This is a genomic window from Veillonella parvula, assembly GCF_018378075.1.
GTDB classification, from domain to species: domain Bacteria; phylum Bacillota; class Negativicutes; order Veillonellales; family Veillonellaceae; genus Veillonella; species Veillonella parvula_K.
In genome coordinates, this window is record NZ_JAGZYE010000005.1 from 100,765 (window position 1) to 116,723 (window position 15,959).

Annotated in this window: 13 protein-coding genes; 10 read left to right on the top strand and 3 right to left on the bottom strand. The window is 38.8% G+C overall.

Annotated features, from left to right (window positions below; translation table 11 throughout):
• Positions 1-501: 501 nt before the first annotated feature.
• The 3 genes from KH286_RS05980 to KH286_RS05990 all read right to left on the bottom strand — a co-directional run bounded on the left by KH286_RS05980 (position 502) and on the right by KH286_RS05990 (position 5,151).
• On the bottom strand, positions 502-1,689 hold the full coding sequence (locus KH286_RS05980; RefSeq protein ID WP_004698123.1) for a multidrug effflux MFS transporter: 1,188 nt from the start codon (positions 1,687-1,689) through the stop codon (positions 502-504).
• Positions 1,690-2,078: 389 nt separating this feature from the next.
• On the bottom strand, positions 2,079-3,716 hold the full coding sequence (locus tag KH286_RS05985) for an L-lactate permease (RefSeq protein WP_004694986.1): 1,638 nt from the start codon (positions 3,714-3,716) through the stop codon (positions 2,079-2,081).
• A gap of 295 nt (positions 3,717-4,011) precedes the next feature.
• Positions 4,012-5,151 (bottom strand): Ldh family oxidoreductase, encoded by a 1,140-nt coding sequence (locus KH286_RS05990; RefSeq protein ID WP_004698291.1) that lies wholly within the window; start codon positions 5,149-5,151, stop codon positions 4,012-4,014.
• A 580-nt stretch (positions 5,152-5,731) separates the two neighbouring features.
• Here KH286_RS05990 and KH286_RS05995 point away from each other — a divergent pair.
• From KH286_RS05995 to argS, 10 genes are all read left to right on the top strand, one after another.
• Positions 5,732-7,735, top strand: a complete 2,004-nt coding sequence (locus KH286_RS05995; RefSeq protein ID WP_278617751.1) for a molybdopterin-containing oxidoreductase family protein — start codon at positions 5,732-5,734, stop codon at positions 7,733-7,735.
• A 203-nt stretch (positions 7,736-7,938) separates the two neighbouring features.
• Positions 7,939-9,270: a branched-chain amino acid transport system II carrier protein gene (gene brnQ, locus KH286_RS06000; protein WP_278617752.1), complete on the top strand. Its 1,332-nt coding sequence runs from the start codon at positions 7,939-7,941 to the stop codon at positions 9,268-9,270.
• A 149-nt stretch (positions 9,271-9,419) separates the two neighbouring features.
• The gene (locus tag KH286_RS06005; RefSeq protein WP_004698178.1) at positions 9,420-10,493 is read left to right on the top strand and encodes an iron-containing alcohol dehydrogenase family protein; all 1,074 of its coding nucleotides are present in this window, start codon (positions 9,420-9,422) and stop codon (positions 10,491-10,493) included.
• A 44-nt stretch (positions 10,494-10,537) separates the two neighbouring features.
• On the top strand, positions 10,538-10,774 hold the full coding sequence (locus KH286_RS06010) for a DUF1653 domain-containing protein (protein WP_278617753.1): 237 nt from the start codon (positions 10,538-10,540) through the stop codon (positions 10,772-10,774).
• Positions 10,775-10,782: 8 nt separating this feature from the next.
• A complete protein-coding gene (locus KH286_RS06015) occupies positions 10,783-11,559 on the top strand; it encodes an HAD family hydrolase (protein WP_004695003.1) in 777 nt (258 codons plus the stop codon).
• 136 nt (positions 11,560-11,695) lie between these two features.
• Positions 11,696-12,604, top strand: coding sequence for a DUF3829 domain-containing protein (locus tag KH286_RS06020; protein ID WP_278617754.1), 909 nt, complete (start codon positions 11,696-11,698; stop codon positions 12,602-12,604).
• A 223-nt stretch (positions 12,605-12,827) separates the two neighbouring features.
• Positions 12,828-13,469 (top strand): peptidylprolyl isomerase, encoded by a 642-nt coding sequence (locus KH286_RS06025; RefSeq protein ID WP_024061365.1) that lies wholly within the window; start codon positions 12,828-12,830, stop codon positions 13,467-13,469.
• Positions 13,459-13,740 (top strand): GIY-YIG nuclease family protein, encoded by a 282-nt coding sequence (locus KH286_RS06030; protein ID WP_105087148.1) that lies wholly within the window; start codon positions 13,459-13,461, stop codon positions 13,738-13,740. The genes KH286_RS06025 and KH286_RS06030 overlap by 11 nt, the downstream gene beginning before the upstream one ends.
• A 51-nt stretch (positions 13,741-13,791) precedes the next feature.
• Positions 13,792-14,250 (top strand): DUF1934 domain-containing protein, encoded by a 459-nt coding sequence (locus KH286_RS06035; RefSeq protein WP_004695011.1) that lies wholly within the window; start codon positions 13,792-13,794, stop codon positions 14,248-14,250.
• Positions 14,216-15,949 carry an arginine--tRNA ligase gene (gene argS, locus KH286_RS06040; RefSeq protein WP_278617755.1) on the top strand — a complete coding sequence of 578 codons (1,734 nt, stop codon included), beginning with the start codon at positions 14,216-14,218 and terminating at the stop codon, positions 15,947-15,949. Before KH286_RS06035 ends, argS begins: the two co-directional genes overlap by 35 nt.
• Positions 15,950-15,959: the final 10 nt, after the last annotated feature.

A 15,959-nucleotide genomic window follows, 5' to 3' on the forward strand; every position in this document is an offset into this window, starting at 1 on the left:
GTGAATAAGCGATAAGGTCCCTTACATTTTATAATGGGGCCCGAATACAACTGCATATTACTAGTATAGAAAAAATACAGCCCTCTCTTGGCTCAGTACGTCACTACGTTCCGTAAAATCGCTGCAGAGAGGGCTGTATTCTTTTCTATATACGCTAATTATGAAGATGTCCCATTGAAAATATAACTGGATAGAGGAGGGGGAAGAAATGTGGAGATGTGCCTATGGCACATCTCCTTTCTCCTACAATCAGTTGTGTAGGTGGTTTTCGTTATTATGCCTAGGTGTTTGTAGAGTTAAAGAATTAATCTATTTTGAAATATGCTTGTAAAGCCCAACAATGGGACGCCTCTATAGATAATGTTAATATAAATACGATACCCCTTTCCGAAGCGATTTTACGAAGTACTGAGCAAGGAAAGGGGTATCGTATTTATATACTAATATTATTTTGTTGTAGTCGGGCCCCATTGTGGGGCTTATACAAATGTGTAAAAGAGATTAATCTTTTTCTACCAAACCATATAGGCACAATAAGGAAAGCACTGCACATACTAGCATTGTAATCCCCATGGGAATCCCCGTATATTCCCCACCAATACCAACTAATGGAGATACGATTCCTGCAGAGAACATGCTAGCAAAGCCAAGTACTGCAGAGGCACTTCCAGCCATTTTACCGTATTTAGCCATTGCCATAGAGAAAGAGGCAGAGCCAAATAGGGATACTGTACATACGGTAAAGAATAGAATGGCCGTTACAGGAATAAGTGGCCATTCGAAAAGCATAGCTATTAAGAATAGCAAGGAGCCGATTGTTAGTTGCCAGAGGGCAAATGTTAGTAATTGTCGAACTGTGATTACATTACTTAATCTAGCGCTTATGGCACTAGCTAAGATAATACCACAGCTATTGATACCAAAGAGATAGCTAAATTCTTGTGCAGATAGTTGGAAGATGTTTTGGTATACAAAGGATGAACCTGAGATATACGCAAAGAATCCACCAAAAGCAAAGAATTGGATTAGTGTTTGCCCAAGGAATCGCTTATCTTTAATAAGCGTAATGTAGTTCTTTGTAGCAGTTGCAACGCCACCTGTAACGCGTTTTTCTTTAGGTAAGCTTTCACGGAAGAGAAGAGATCCCACTAATAGAATAGCAGAAAATATTGCTAAAATAACGAAGATAACGCGCCATGTAGTGAATAGTAATAATTGACCTCCGATGAGCGGAGCGATTACTGGCGCCAAACCGTTAACCATCATGAGCAATGCAAAGAGTTTAGTCAATTCTTGACCAAATGCAAAATCTCGAGCGATGGCCTTAGCAATTACAACGCCCACAGATCCTGTTAAACCTTGTAGAAAGCGTCCTAGTAAAAGTATTTCAATGCTTGGTGCATAAGCACAGATTATGCTAGAGATAACGCAAAGTAAGTTGCCTGTTATAAGAGGCAACTTGCGGCCCATAGTATCACTAATAGGACCTCCAAATAATTGACCTAATGCAACACCAAAAGTCATCACACCAATGGTCATTTGAATATTTGATGCAGATGTATTTAGTTCACTAGGCATAATTGGTAATGCTGGTAAATATAAATCTGTTGCAAGTGGTGTGATGGCTGTCAACAGACCAAGGAATACTACTAAGATGAAAGAGACCTTAGCAGAATTTTCTTGAGTCATAAAACCCTCCTATACTAAAGTGAGAAAAATAAAAGTCTGCGAATCGCACTTCGCAGACTGCATTTAATTTTTTCTATTTGATACGATGTATTTTACCATGATTGAGAAAAAATATCTATATGAAATATTGAGTTTGCTATATCTCTATTTATAGATTACAATTAGTATATTAATTATATCTAAAAATATCAATGTGTTTATTGGCGATGGGAGAATTATATGAAATATTAACTAAAAGGTTTTGTGTTAGCTGCAATAGTAGTAATCGGGACAGCTACGGTTTCATCTGTAGAAGCAATATCATTAAACCATGTTATATGTAGTATTCTCATATGTGGCAACAAAAAAGAACAGCTCGTGAAGAGCTGTTCTTTTTTTGTTACCAGTTCTTAGAAGAAGAAGTGGTGAATTTCATGGATGAAATGTTGACCGAAGAAGGAGATACAACCATGCATAACGATGAAGATCAAGAAGTATTTGAATGCGCTGTTCATGATAACGCTTGCTTCGATTTCATGTTCTAGTTTATGAGCTTCTTCAGCACTGATTTCTTTGTGGTTTTCTAGGTATGCTTTTAAAGCAGGTCCTACGGCACCAATAGAAATCGCGATGGATTGTGGGGACAACATTTTGCCGATACCAGCTGCACCGGAGTTAACTGCTGCCAACCAGAAGCCAAGGTCTTCGAAGTTTGTAGGATCTAAACCTTGAGCTGCAGCGATTTGAAGTGGACCAAACAATACGTTGGAGTTTGTACCAGAACCAGTTAAGAATGCACCCAACGCACCCACGATAGGAGCGAATAGAGGATACAATGTACCTGTACCAGCAACCATTGCTTTTGCAATGTCTGCAGTCATACCAGAGTAAGTCATCAATTTAGCTGTCATAACAACTGTGATGATTGTAAGGTATGTGAATTTCAAGTTTTTAACTGTGCTACCCAATGTACCGAAGATTTCGCCAGCTTTTGCTTTTTGGATGAAACCACCAACAATACCAGCGATAAAAATCATAATACCAGGAGTTGCAATCCATACGAATGTGTAAGGTTTTGCACCAGCACCTTGATAAATAGGTACAGATGTTTTAATGGACGCAAGAGGACCATTAATTGCAGGGAACAATTTAGAAGTTAATAACAATAATACGAAGATTAAGATGAATGGCATTGCAGCTACAAGGCCTTCGCCACCAGAAACTTTAGGGACTTCGCCAGTTTGTTTAACTGCGTATTTAGGATCATTAGGAGGCATGATTTTTGCACAACCAATGATAACTGCCATGATAACGATGGATGCAGAAATTACGGATAATTCTGGACCCATTACAGCGTTGATTACAGTTTCAGGAACTGCTAATGCTAAACCAGAAAGCAATGTTACAAGGAATACGCCTTTTAACGCTTTAATACCGCCACCAATAATCATAACAACAAAGAATGGAGCGATAAGGTTAAGCAAGAACAATTGTACGGAAATGAATGTACCTAAATGGCTTGGATCAAGGTTTGTTAAGGATGCCAATGTAGTTGTTGGAATCCCGATAGAACCAAATGTTGTTGGTACGGAGTTTGCAACGAGACATGCGATGATAGATTTAAGTGGGTCAAAACCTACGGCAACCATCATAGCTGCAGGAATTGCAACGGCAGTACCGAAGCCAGCCATACCTTCCATGAAGGCACCAAAGCCCCATGCAAGTAGTAATGCAAGTACACGAGTATCAGATGTTACAGAAGAAAGCATGGTTTTAATAGTTTCCATTGCTTTCGTATGTACTACCAAGTTATAAACGAAGATAGCAGCTGTAATAACTAATAGGATTGGCCAGATTGCCAATGCGGCACCTTCAAGGGCACCAGTGACCATAATAAATGGGTCAGCTTGGAATGCTGTAATAGCGATAATGAAAGAACCAATCGCAGCAACACTTGTTGCTTGCCATGCAGGTAATTTCAAGATGGATAACGCTACAATCAACCAAATGATTGGAGATAGCGCTAATAGAACGGTGATAGCACTCATTTCTAAGATCATCCTTTCAAGTAAAACAAAAATATATGCTCAACAGGACGACGTAGTTTAATCAATTTAATTGATGAATAAATCGCTATGATGTTAATTTGTAAAAGTTCAGTTAAAATAAAAGCTTACAATAAAATAACAGATATACTTATCATAAAAATTGATATAGTACATAAAATTTTTTAACCTCATAGCCTATGAGGTTAAAAACATAAGAGAGGGGACATAAACAGTGTTTATGTCCCCTTCTGTACTAACTACAAGTCCTTGTTAGGGCCATTACTAAGTTTAGGTATTAGTAGTTACCTTTGAACATTGTAGCAGGAGCTTCTGGTACATAATCGCCGAAGTAGGATTTGAAGTCTAGACCTAATTCATTGCAAAGGTCTTGAACTTCAAGCATTGTACCGTTAAGTACAGGGATGCCTTCAGCTTTAACTTTTTCAACGGATTCATGTTCTTTTTCGCCATGAGTATAGATACGATCTTGACCTTGAGCTTTAGGTGCTTCACGTAATTCTTGTAAGAATTGGGAGAAGTGTTTTTTGATTTCCGCAGGGTCACCGAAGAATTCAGGGTTGATAGCCATGAAGCCATGACAGATGTTGGATTTACCACCAACCATACATTTGTTGGAAGTACCACCTTGGGACAAGATAGAGGAGAACAACTCAGCAATCATGCCGTTACCATAACCTTTGTGACCGCCAAGAACTTCTGTAGCACCACCTAAAGGAAGGATACCGCCACCTTCATGACGGGAGATGTTGCCCAATACTTCAGCTGCATCAGTGGAAGGAACGCCGTCTTTATTAACAGCCCAGCCATCTGGAGTAGCTTTGCCCATTTTGTTGTACATTTCAAGTTTACCACGAGTTACTACTGTAGTGGAGCAATCGAAGAAGAAGTCAACTGGATCAGCTGGTACAGTCCAAGCGATAGGGTTAGAACCAAGCATAGCTTTACGAGCATATGTAGGAACCATGATTGCTTCGGAGTTTGTACAAGAGAAACCGATTAAGCCTTGGTCGGATGCCATTTTAGCATAGTAACCAGCGATACCGTAGTGGTTGGAGTTACGTACAGATACGATACCAACACCGGATTTTTTAGCTTTTTCGATAGCCATTTCCATAGCTTTATGACCCAATAATTGACCCATGCCGTCATGACCGTCGATAACTGCAGAAATTGGAGTTTCTTTTACGATTTCAGGTTTAGCGTCGATTTTAATCAAGCCATTAGTGATACCTTTATGGTAACGAACCATACGTTGCATACCATGGCTTTGAATACCGAACAAGTCAGAAGTCAAAAGTACGTCTTGGATGATGTCAGCTTCTTTTTCGGAGAAACCAAATTTTTGGAAAGCGTCCATGCTCAATTTTTTTAGTGTTTCATAAGGGAATAACACAGTGTTTTTTGCGTCTGCCATCGTTAAAACCTCTTTTCAGAAAATATGTACCTGATATAGCTACTTCACATTAGATAACCATGAATTCAAAATGATTTCTTGTGAGTTCTATATCCTCTCAAATGACACTGTCAGTATAGCACAGAAACAAGTGAGATTGAATAGTCTTACAGTCTGAACGACATTACTAAATACGCATACGTACCGGTGATTTTTGTCACATAATCTATACGACACTATTAAAATGTCTGATTATACCTAAAACTATATGGTTATGACTTTTAGTAATGATTACATGATTTTTTTGAAGAATTTTGGTATTTTTATAGAACTTATTAGTATATCTGTTTAGGCATTGGACAAGAATGATAATGGATAGATATCGATAAAACTTGAAATGTTTAACTACATATATCAAAATAAATGATGAGGTCATAAATGTAATGTGATAATTGAATGCATTGATATACATAAAATAATCATTTCTAAAACCTTTTTAATTCAGAATATGTGCAAAAGGTTATACTTATACGAGTCATACTATAATATAATATAAATATACATCCTATAGTTTATACAATTTATAAGCGAGGTGCTTATCATGAAAGAATATAAATCTGTATGCCCTTACGATTGTCCTGATGCATGCGGACTCATTGTATCAGTCGATAATAATAAAGTAATATCTGTTCGAGGGGATAGAGCACATGCTTTCACAAGAGGTACACTATGCCCTAAGATGGCACATTATGAAAAAGTAATCCATTCTCCGTTGCGCTTGAAGTACCCTATGAAGCGTGTCGGTAAAAAGGGAATTGGTGAAGCTCAGTACACTCGTATTAGTTGGGATGAAGCCCTTGATGCAATTGTCAATAATTTCAAAGAAACTATTGATACTTATGGCAGTGAAAGTATTTTGCGTTACTCTTATGCAGGAACAATGGGGGTTATTCAGAGTCCTGCAGCAGATTATTTTTTTCGCCGTATTGGTGCTACAGACCAAGATCGAGGTATTTGCTCTCCTGCTAAACAAGCGGGGTTCCGGTCCGTTTATGGTGAAACATTAGGTATTAAACCACAAGAGGCGCAACATAGCGACTGTATCGTCTTGTGGGGGATAAATGCGACAGCTACAGATGTTCATATTTTACACGATGTGAACATAGCAAAAAAGAATGGTGCCCGCGTTTGGATTATCGATACTCATAAAACCTATACTTTTAGCCAAGCTCATGAGCATATTTACGTTAAACCAGGTAGTGATGGAGCGCTAGCATTAGGTATGCTCCATATCATTCATCGTGACGGTTTGGCGGATACAGATTTTATTAAGGAACATGTCCAAGGCTACGATGAGCTGGTAAAAGAGGTGTTGCTTAATTTTACGCCGGAGAAAGCATCTGATATTTGTGGTGTTTCCGTGGATCGTATGACTGAGTTCGCTCATGCATACGCTACATCAAAAGCGCCGTTTATCCGTCTCGGCAGTGGTTTGTCTCGATATGGTAATGGTGCTATGACATGCCGTGCTATTAATGCCTTGCCTGCTGTGGTTGGAGCATGGCAATATCCTGGGGGGGGATTGTTGTCGAGTGCTAGTGGTAGTAAATTTATTGGCAAAGATATGATGCAACAGGCTCATGTTCATGCGCCAGCTAAACGATTGATGCCTATGATTAAACTTGGGGAGATGCTTACAAATCCCGAAAGAGTTGGGGTCCATAGCTTATATGTGTTTTCCTCAAATCCTGCTATTACAGCACCTAATCAAAATGTGGTTCGTAAAGGTTTGATGCGTAATGACTTATTCACAATTGTGCATGAGCGTTTTTTTACGGATACCTGTAAATATGCGGATATTATTTTGCCGGCCACAACATCTGTAGAGCATGATGATATTTATAATTCTTATGGTCATTACACAATTGGTACGGGTTACAAATTGATTGATCCAGTTGGGGAGTCTCGTTCCAATTGGCAAGTTATCGCCGAGTTAGCAAAACGTATGGGGTTGGAGGATGCATTTTTTAACCTTAGTGAAAGAGAGCTTATTGAACAAATTGTGCACACTTCGAGTCGTATATCCAAGAGGGACCAAGAGTTGATTTTAAACGGTGAGCCTGTGGAGATGACGGTACCTGAAAATTATAAGATGGATTTCAAAACACCGTCTGGAAAAATTGAATTATATAATCCGCAAGATGTAGAACCATTAATTCGGTATATGCCTCCATATGGTGACAATGCACCGTTTTGGCTCATAATCGGTAATGATATTCGAATTTTGGACTCTAGTTTCTGCGAACTAGAATTTAATGATCCTGAGTTGATGAAACTTCGTATCCATCCAGAAGATGCCAAAATGTATAACATAAACGATGGGGATGAAGTAGAAATCTATAACGATCGTGGCAGCGTAAAAATTAAAGCATACTACGACGATGAGGTACAGCGAGGTACATTGGTAACACTAGGTGTATGGTGGCAATCTCAATCTAGTGATCCTCACGTGGCAATCAATGCGCTTACCGCAGCTCGTCCTACAGATCAGGGATGGGGTAGCACCTTTTATGATGTACAAGTTCATATAAGAAGTCTTTCGTAGTGAATGAGCAATTAATAGTCTGTAATGATTACTGTAAAATAGGGAACTATCTACTTATTCCTATAGGTAAAAGTTAAAGTTTGTTACTTATGGGAATAACTCTATACGGATATAGAATAGTGAGGATATTTTTCTTGTATACCCGAGTTCCTTTAGATTATAATAGTAATATTATTTTATATGACCTAAAGGGGGTTACATTTATGAATGGTAACGACAATTTGTCGACCCGTGCCTATCTGGCTATAGGTATGATGTTATTTGCTCTATTCTTTGGAGCAGGGAATTTGATTTTTCCAGCGGCTTTAGGGCAACATGCTGGTGATAATGTAGGCTGGGCTTTGCTTGGCTTTGTGTTAACTGGTGTAGGACTTCCACTCTTAGGTGTTGTAGCAATGGGCTATTCTTCCTGTAAAGATGTTGAAGAACTAGCAAGCCGAGTTCATCCAATTTATGGCTTGTTGTATACGATTTCTCTTTACTTGAGCATTGGACCTATGTTTGCTACGCCACGTACTGGTACTGTAGCTTATGAAATTGCCATTAAACCTTTTGCTGATGGCTTGCATATGAATATGGAACCAATTTTCTTGGCCTTATTCTTTGGAATTTCTTTGTGGTTATCTATTAGTCCGCAAAAGCTTGTTAACCGTATTGGCAACATTTTGACACCAGCATTGCTTCTTGTAATTTTATTGCTAATTGTTAAATCCTTTATTACTCCGCTCGGTGGCTATGCGGTGCCACAGCCGTCATATGGTGATGCACCAACGGCTGTATTGCAAGGCTTCTTGGATGGCTACAATACAATGGATGCCTTGGCTTCCGTAGTTTTTGCTATTCTTGTAATCGATTTTGTACGCCTTAGTGGTGCTACATCTCGTGCTGTGATTACAAAAACAGTAATGGAGGTAGGTGCTATTGCGGTAGGCCTTCTTGGGATTGTTTACGTATTTATTGCTAACATTGGTGCCACAAGTGTTGAACGCTTTGGTTTATTCGAAACAGGTGCTCCTGTATTATCCGTAAGTGCTAACTATTTGTTTGGTGAGTTTGGTCAAATCATCTTGGCTATCATCGTTCTGCTAGCTTGTTTGTCTACAAGCATTGGTCTTATCACTTCTTGCGGTACGTATTTCCACAAGCTGACTCCAAAGATTAGCTACAAATTATATGTAGTAATTTTCTCTCTAGCGGCCTTTGGTCTTAGTATGTTTGGTTTGAAAACAATCATCAGTGCAGCTATTCCTGTGTTGATGCTCTTGTATCCGTTGACTATCGTAATCATCTTGTTGGCGCTTCTCCATAATGTGTTCGGGGGCCGTCGCTGCGTATATGTATGGACTGTGGCATTCACAATGATCTCTGCCCTCATGACTGGTCTTGAAACTGCAGGTATTGCACCTACAGCTTTGGAACAGCTCTTTGCTCAATATATTCCATTCCAAAGTGCTGGTATGGGCTGGGTAAGCTTTGCGGTATTAGGCTTTGTTGTGGGTCTTATCCATAAAGGTCTTGCTTCCGATAATAAGTAATAAAGATAAAGGCTCTATGCTTTCATTTTGTGAGAGTATAGAGCCTTTTTATGTTTTGATTGTTGTCATATAAAATTGATTTTGTGTGTAGAAGTTTCTATAATAAGGATAAATAAGGATATAAATGATAAAAGAAGGAAGGAAATTTTATGCGTAGTACTCATTGTTTACCTAGTTATAGTTTTGGAGGTCATGATGTATTTGACGCTATTCCAAAGTTTACAAAATTATATGGCAAGTCTGTAGCTATCATCGGTGGCGAAACAGCTCTTTCTAAAGCTTTGCCACACATTCGTCCAGTGCTTGATAAAGCGGGGATTAAGGTGCTAGATATTATCCACTTTGGTGGAGAGTGTACTTTTGCTCGAGGCAAGGAAATTGCACAAATGGCATCTGTAAAAGATGCGGACTTTTTGTTTGCTGTTGGTGGTGGTAAGGCCATGGATACGGTAAAAGTAGTAGCTATAGAGTTAGATGATAAACCATTCTTTACAATTCCAACCATTGCGTCTACTTGTGCGGCAACGTCAGAAGTGGCAGCTGTATACACGGCAGATCATACTTTTGATGACGTAGCTTTTGTAAATCATCCTCCTGTGCACTGCTTTATTGATGCTGATATTCTCGTAGAAGCACCAAGCCGTTACTTGTGGGCAGGAATGGGAGATACTATTGCAAAACACTATGAAACTCATCTTTCTGCTCGCAGTCGCGAGCAAGACTATAATACTCAGTTAGGCCTTACTCTAGCTTCTATGTGTAGTGAACCAATTTTAGCACATGGTATACAAGCCTATAAAGATAGTCAAGCTAATAAACGTAGTGATGCCTTTGATACCATTGCTATGACTGTTATCTTTACTACCGGTGTTGTATCAGGTTGTGTTCCTATGGCATATAATAGCAACATGGCTCATGCTGTATGTTATGGCTGTGTTACTAATAAAGAAACAGAAGAAAATCATTTGCATGGTGAAATAGTAGCTTATGGCTTACTTATTTTGTTAACCGTTGACCAACAAATGGATGAGTTACAACGGTGGTTGCCAGTATATCGCGAATTAGGTTGGCCTACTAAACTTTCACAATTAGATCTTACTGCATCGCATATTCCTCAAATTGTTGAAAAGGCTACATCTGTTCATGATATTGATGTATCTCCATATAAAATTACAGCAGATATGTTGACTAAGGCTATTCAATATATGGAATCTCTTGATTAATATGGTTTGTAACTATTTGTGTATGTTATGTGATGAGGTTATAAATGCAAGAAATTGTAAAGGGTGGCTTATATCGTCATTTTAAAGGCATGTACTATTATGTGTTAGATGTTGCAACTCATTCGGAAACGAGTGAACAGTTCGTGGTATATCAAAAATTATATGATCAACATGACTTATATGTACGACCACTAGATATGTTTTTGAGTGATGTGGACCATGAAAAATATCCAGATGTAAAACAAAAAGAGCGGTTTAAGCTGATGAGTGGACGCGATTAGGAGGGCCTGTGGAACAGAAGTTTTTCTTTTTCGATATCGATAATACCTTAGCTGTATGGCCTGAAGGTAAAATCCCTGAAAGTGCTCAATACAGTTTAGATGAGTTAAAGCGTCGTGGTCATCGTGTAGCCTTAGCAACTGGTCGTATTCAAGTGGATGCTAAGCGTTTCGCAGAGCAAGCGGGCCTTACTGATTTTGTAGCAGATGGTGGTCACAGTATCACTGTTAATAATGAATTGGTATCTATGATAGGTATGGATCGTGATGCATGTATTAAATATTTAGAGTATTTAGAATCACATAATATTCCTTGGGCCGTAACTGATCGCAATAAACTCGGTCGTATTACGCCATATAAGGAAATTCTAGAGTGGCATCCTAATTGGGATGTATTTAAAACAACTGTAGATCCTAATTTTGATTTTCATAGTGTTGAAGAATTTTATAAGATTTATGTGTTTTTCAAGGAAGGAGAGGAAGAGGAGAAGGATATCGAGCATATGACACATAAGCTCATTCGTTATGGTGATGGCTGTGTTCTATATGAGCCTATGGAAAAGGCGTTGGGTATTCGTAATATGCTTGAACACTTTGGAATGAAGCCAAATCAAGCCGTTGTATTTGGTGATGGGTATAATGATTTGTCTATGTTTAGACCTGAGTGGCTAAATATTGCTATGGGTAATGCGCGCCCTGAATTAAAAGCAAAGGCTGATTATATTACTACAGACTGTGATAAAGATGGCATTTATAATGCGTGTAAGCATTTTAAATGGATCGATTAATTATTGATAATTCCTCTAAGTTAGGTGAAGCTTATATGAAGATTTATTTTTGTAGCTGTGGCTACAGAATTGGTGTAGTATAGTTAGTATAATGCGCTTAGTTCAATATTCATGTGTTAAAAGGAGAAGAGAAGATATGAACAATAAACGCAGATTATTTTCAACTTTACTTTGTGTAGCAGCATTGACAGCAGGTTTATTTGTTTCTGGTTGCGGCAGTGATAAAGCGGGTGGCATTGGCTCCGTAGTATCCTCCGTAGTTGATGGCGGTAGCGATGAGAAAGCAGCTGCTAAGCTTAATACCCTTATTGATGCAACAAATCGCTTCAATGGTGACAATGCTACTTGGGGTCAAAACTATGCAGACAGTTTGGCTAAATTAAAAGGTGGTTTCCAAGAAGGTGCTATTGGTCGTCAACCTCACTATGATACTTTAAAAGAAGCTTTGGAACAATCTAAAAAAGAGGGTTCTACGTTCAAAGAAGTTGATACAGAACGCGATAATGTATTAAATGTTCTTAATGAATTAGTACCAACATTCAAAGATTTGAAAGCTTATGATGATTCTAAAGCCTACATGAACGATGGTGGCGCTAAAGGTAAAGAACTAGCAGCTAAATACGTAGCACAAGTAGAAAAATTTGATGCAGCTTATGCGAAGTTCAATGATGCTCTTAACAAAGCTAATACCGAACAAACTAAGAAACAAATCGAAAAATTGAAAAAAGACGGTAAAAAAGGCTATGCTGCAGCAATGGAATCTACGCTTCGCTTGACTACTCTTGTAGAAAACGTAGAAAAAGCTCCTAGAAATGCAGACAAACAAGCTGTAGAAAAAGAACTTAATGAAATTCAAACATTGCTTAAGAGCATAAATAATGATCGTGGAGAAGTGCTTGTTAACTCTTATAACTCTGTAGTTGGTTCTGTTCGTCAAGTACTTAACGATGCAAATGAAAACAACCTTAACGACATGATTGAGAATTTCAATAATTATATTGAGTCTTATAACAATACAACTCCAGATCAATTTGATTCTAAATAATCGAATTAACTACGTGATTATTTGAGGATTACAAAAACAGAGCTCCTTTGAAGCTCTGTTTTTTATTGTTATTTATTGTTATATTATTTTTTTATATTTTTAATCTCAATAGTGCCATAATATGATATACTAAAAAAGAGCCGCTCATGGGTTGAGCGGTTTTTCTATGTAAATTTTAAATCTACATTTTAGTTAAATATAATATTAGTATTTTGGGGGACATATGAACTGGAAACGCTTGGCTTTATGCGCAATGTTGGGGATTACAGTGCTTGGTACAACTGCATGCGGTACAAACAGTGGTGAACAACCACAAGGTAACACCGTGAAAGCAGAAACTGTAGCTATGCCCAATTTTACAAACGCACCAATTGCTGATGAATATGCTATCTTTGATACAAACTATGGTCAATTTAAGGTTCGTTTGTTAGGGTCTAAAGCACCGATTACGGTCAAAAATTTTGATTATCTCGTGAAAAAAGGCTTCTATAATGGTGTGACATTTCACCGTGTTATCGAAGGCTTTATGATTCAAGGTGGAGATCCTGATGGCACAGGTGCCGGTGGACCGGGCTATACAATTCCTGATGAATTCTCCAATGATTTACATTTCAATAAAATGGGCGTTCTTGCCATGGCAAACCGTGGCCCTAATACAGGAGGCTCTCAATTTTTCATTACCTTGGGACCTACGGATTGGTTAGATAATAAACACACCATCTTTGGTACTGTAGTACAAGGTATGGATGTAGTTGAAAAAATTGGCAAGGTTAAGACTGGTCGCAATGATAAACCAGTTGAACCAGTAATTATCAATTCTATCACATTGGAACCAATCACTGATGATGCGAAAAATGGCAAATAAGGATGCTAAGTCTGAAGAACGGCACTATGTGTACTTGGTGCGATGTGCAGATGATTCTTTGTATTGTGGATGGACTACAGATCTCAAACGTCGAATAGATGCTCACAATGGAGATATCCCAGGTGGTGCAAAATATACGCGAGGACGTCGTCCTGTGACCTTGGTATATTCTGAAAGCTTTCATCAAAAACAAGAAGCACAACGCAGAGAATATGCTATTAAACGGATGACGAAGACTAAGAAATTGGGACTCATTAAGGGTGCAAAATAGTCCTTGATTATGGTATAATATGATGATTAATTACTACCATGGAGGTTGAAAATGAAGCGGGTTCTAGTGTCCGTAAAGAGTGTACAACGAGATATGGATGGCAAGGATACCGTAGTGGAACTGATTTCCCCAGGTACGTCACATGAAAAAGGTAATGCTCAATATGTGCGTTATGAAGAATCTAGTGTGACTGGATTGGATGGGGTTAAGACGACCATTAAAATTCATGATGATTCTATCGTGTTGCTCCGAACAGGGGCTGTCAATATGCGTCATCAATACGTCCGTGGTGAAGAACGTGAAGCCGTATATGAAACACCATATGGTGATTTACATATGGCTGTAAATACTCATGAATTAACAGTAGACTTTCATGATGGCGTAGGTCATGTTCATTTAGGATATGATATTTCCGTTGAAGGTGAATGGCAATTTTATAATCAGTTAGATATAGACGTGCGGGAGGATATAGAGCATGGACATGAAGGAAATCCTGAAATCGGGGATTGAACAGGCATTACAAGATACGATTAACAGCGGTGATTTGCCGGCTGGGGAATATCCAGAAATCGTTCTCGAAGTGCCACCTCAAAAGGAATTCGGTGATTTTTCTACAAACATCGCTATGCAATCCGCTCGTGTAGCTCGTCAAAATCCTCGAGCCATTGCTGAAGCTTTGATTAGTCATATGAATTTTGATTGGCTTGAACGTGCTGAGGTTGCCGGCGCAGGTTTTATTAATTTCTTTTTGAAATCTGATATGGTGTACGATACGTTAAAAGCCATTTTGAATGCTGGTACTGAGTATGGTGTTCAACCATTGCGTGCGCGCGATACAATTCAAGTAGAGTACGTAAGTGCAAACCCAACAGGTCCATTGCATGTTGGTCATGGTCGCGGTGCTGCGTACGGTAGTGCTCTTGTAAACTTGTTACGTGCAACGGGTTATAATGTACAATCCGAGTACTATATCAATGATGCAGGTAATCAAATCGACAACATGGCTATTTCCATTGAGTACCGTTTCCAAGAGTTACAAGGTGCTACATTAGTATTCCCACCTAAACGCAATGAAGACGGTTCTATGCCTGAGTTCGATATTCCAGAAGGGGCTTTAGTGTTCCCTGAAAATGGCTATCGTGGCCCAGATATTATTGAAACAGCGAAAGCGATTGCAGAACGCGAAGGCTTTGATAAATTAAATGCTATGAACGAAGCAGATCGTGTAGCCTTGTTTAAGGAAGAGGGCTTAAAAGAAAAATTAGCTCGCTTAGAGGAAACATTAAGAAACTTCCGCGTTACTTTTGATAATTGGTTCTCTGAACGTACAGTTCATGAAACGGATGAGATTCATCATTCCGTAGAGGCATTAAAGGCCCTTGGCAAAGTTTATGAAAAAAACGGTGCTTTATGGTTAAAATCTACTGATTATGGTGATGATAAAGACCGCGTAGTTATTCGTGATAATGGGGTTCCTACATATTTGGCGGCAGATATTGCGTATCATCGCAATAAATTTGATCGTGGCTTTAAAGAAATGATTGATATTTGGGGCGCTGACCATCATGGCTATGTATGTCGTGTAAAAGCGGCTATGGCGGCATTTGGTTATGACCCTGATAAATTAACAGTATTGTTATTACAAATGGTAGCATTGTTCCGTGACGGACAACTTGTTAAATTGTCTAAACGTAGTGGTGATAGCGTTACATTAGATGAATTGATTGAAGAGGTTGGCGTAGATGCGTCTCGCTATTTCTTCTTGATGCGTTCCTTAGACAGCCAACTTGATTTCGATATTAACTTGGCAAAATCTCGCAGTAATGACAACCCGGTGTATTATATCCAATATGCTCATGCTCGTATTCACAGCATTTACAACCAAGTGCGTGAAGCTGGCATCGCATTTGGCGATTATAGTGAAACTGATTTCACAACACTTACAAGTGAAATGGAATTAGAATTAATTAAGAAATTAGCTGAATATCCGGAAGAGGTCGTTCAAGCTGCTGAACATCGTGCACCTCATCGTATTGCTCGGTACTTATACGATTTGGCAAGCATGTTCCATTCATTCTACCGTCAAGGTCGTATCATTGGCGTAGATCCAGCGTTGCAACAAGCTCGTCTTGGATTAATCACAGCGATTGCCCTCGTTCTTCGTCAAGGCTTGGGTATTTTAGGTATTTCCGCTCCGGAAAAAATGTAATAGGTGGGAG

Coding starts and splice junctions, on each gene's coding strand:
- KH286_RS05980 (WP_004698123.1), bottom strand. CDS start 1,689: ATGACTCAAGAAAATTCTGCTAAGGTCTCTTTCATCTTAGTAGTATTC.
- KH286_RS05985 (WP_004694986.1), bottom strand. CDS start 3,716: ATGAGTGCTATCACCGTTCTATTAGCGCTATCTCCAATCATTTGGTTG.
- KH286_RS05990 (WP_004698291.1), bottom strand. CDS start 5,151: ATGGCAGACGCAAAAAACACTGTGTTATTCCCTTATGAAACACTAAAA.
- KH286_RS05995 (WP_278617751.1), top strand. CDS start 5,732: ATGAAAGAATATAAATCTGTATGCCCTTACGATTGTCCTGATGCATGC.
- brnQ (WP_278617752.1), top strand. CDS start 7,939: ATGAATGGTAACGACAATTTGTCGACCCGTGCCTATCTGGCTATAGGT.
- KH286_RS06005 (WP_004698178.1), top strand. CDS start 9,420: ATGCGTAGTACTCATTGTTTACCTAGTTATAGTTTTGGAGGTCATGAT.
- KH286_RS06010 (WP_278617753.1), top strand. CDS start 10,538: ATGCAAGAAATTGTAAAGGGTGGCTTATATCGTCATTTTAAAGGCATG.
- KH286_RS06020 (WP_278617754.1), top strand. CDS start 11,696: ATGAACAATAAACGCAGATTATTTTCAACTTTACTTTGTGTAGCAGCA.
- KH286_RS06025 (WP_024061365.1), top strand. CDS start 12,828: ATGAACTGGAAACGCTTGGCTTTATGCGCAATGTTGGGGATTACAGTG.
- KH286_RS06030 (WP_105087148.1), top strand. CDS start 13,459: ATGGCAAATAAGGATGCTAAGTCTGAAGAACGGCACTATGTGTACTTG.
- KH286_RS06035 (WP_004695011.1), top strand. CDS start 13,792: ATGAAGCGGGTTCTAGTGTCCGTAAAGAGTGTACAACGAGATATGGAT.
- argS (WP_278617755.1), top strand. CDS start 14,216: ATGGACATGAAGGAAATCCTGAAATCGGGGATTGAACAGGCATTACAA.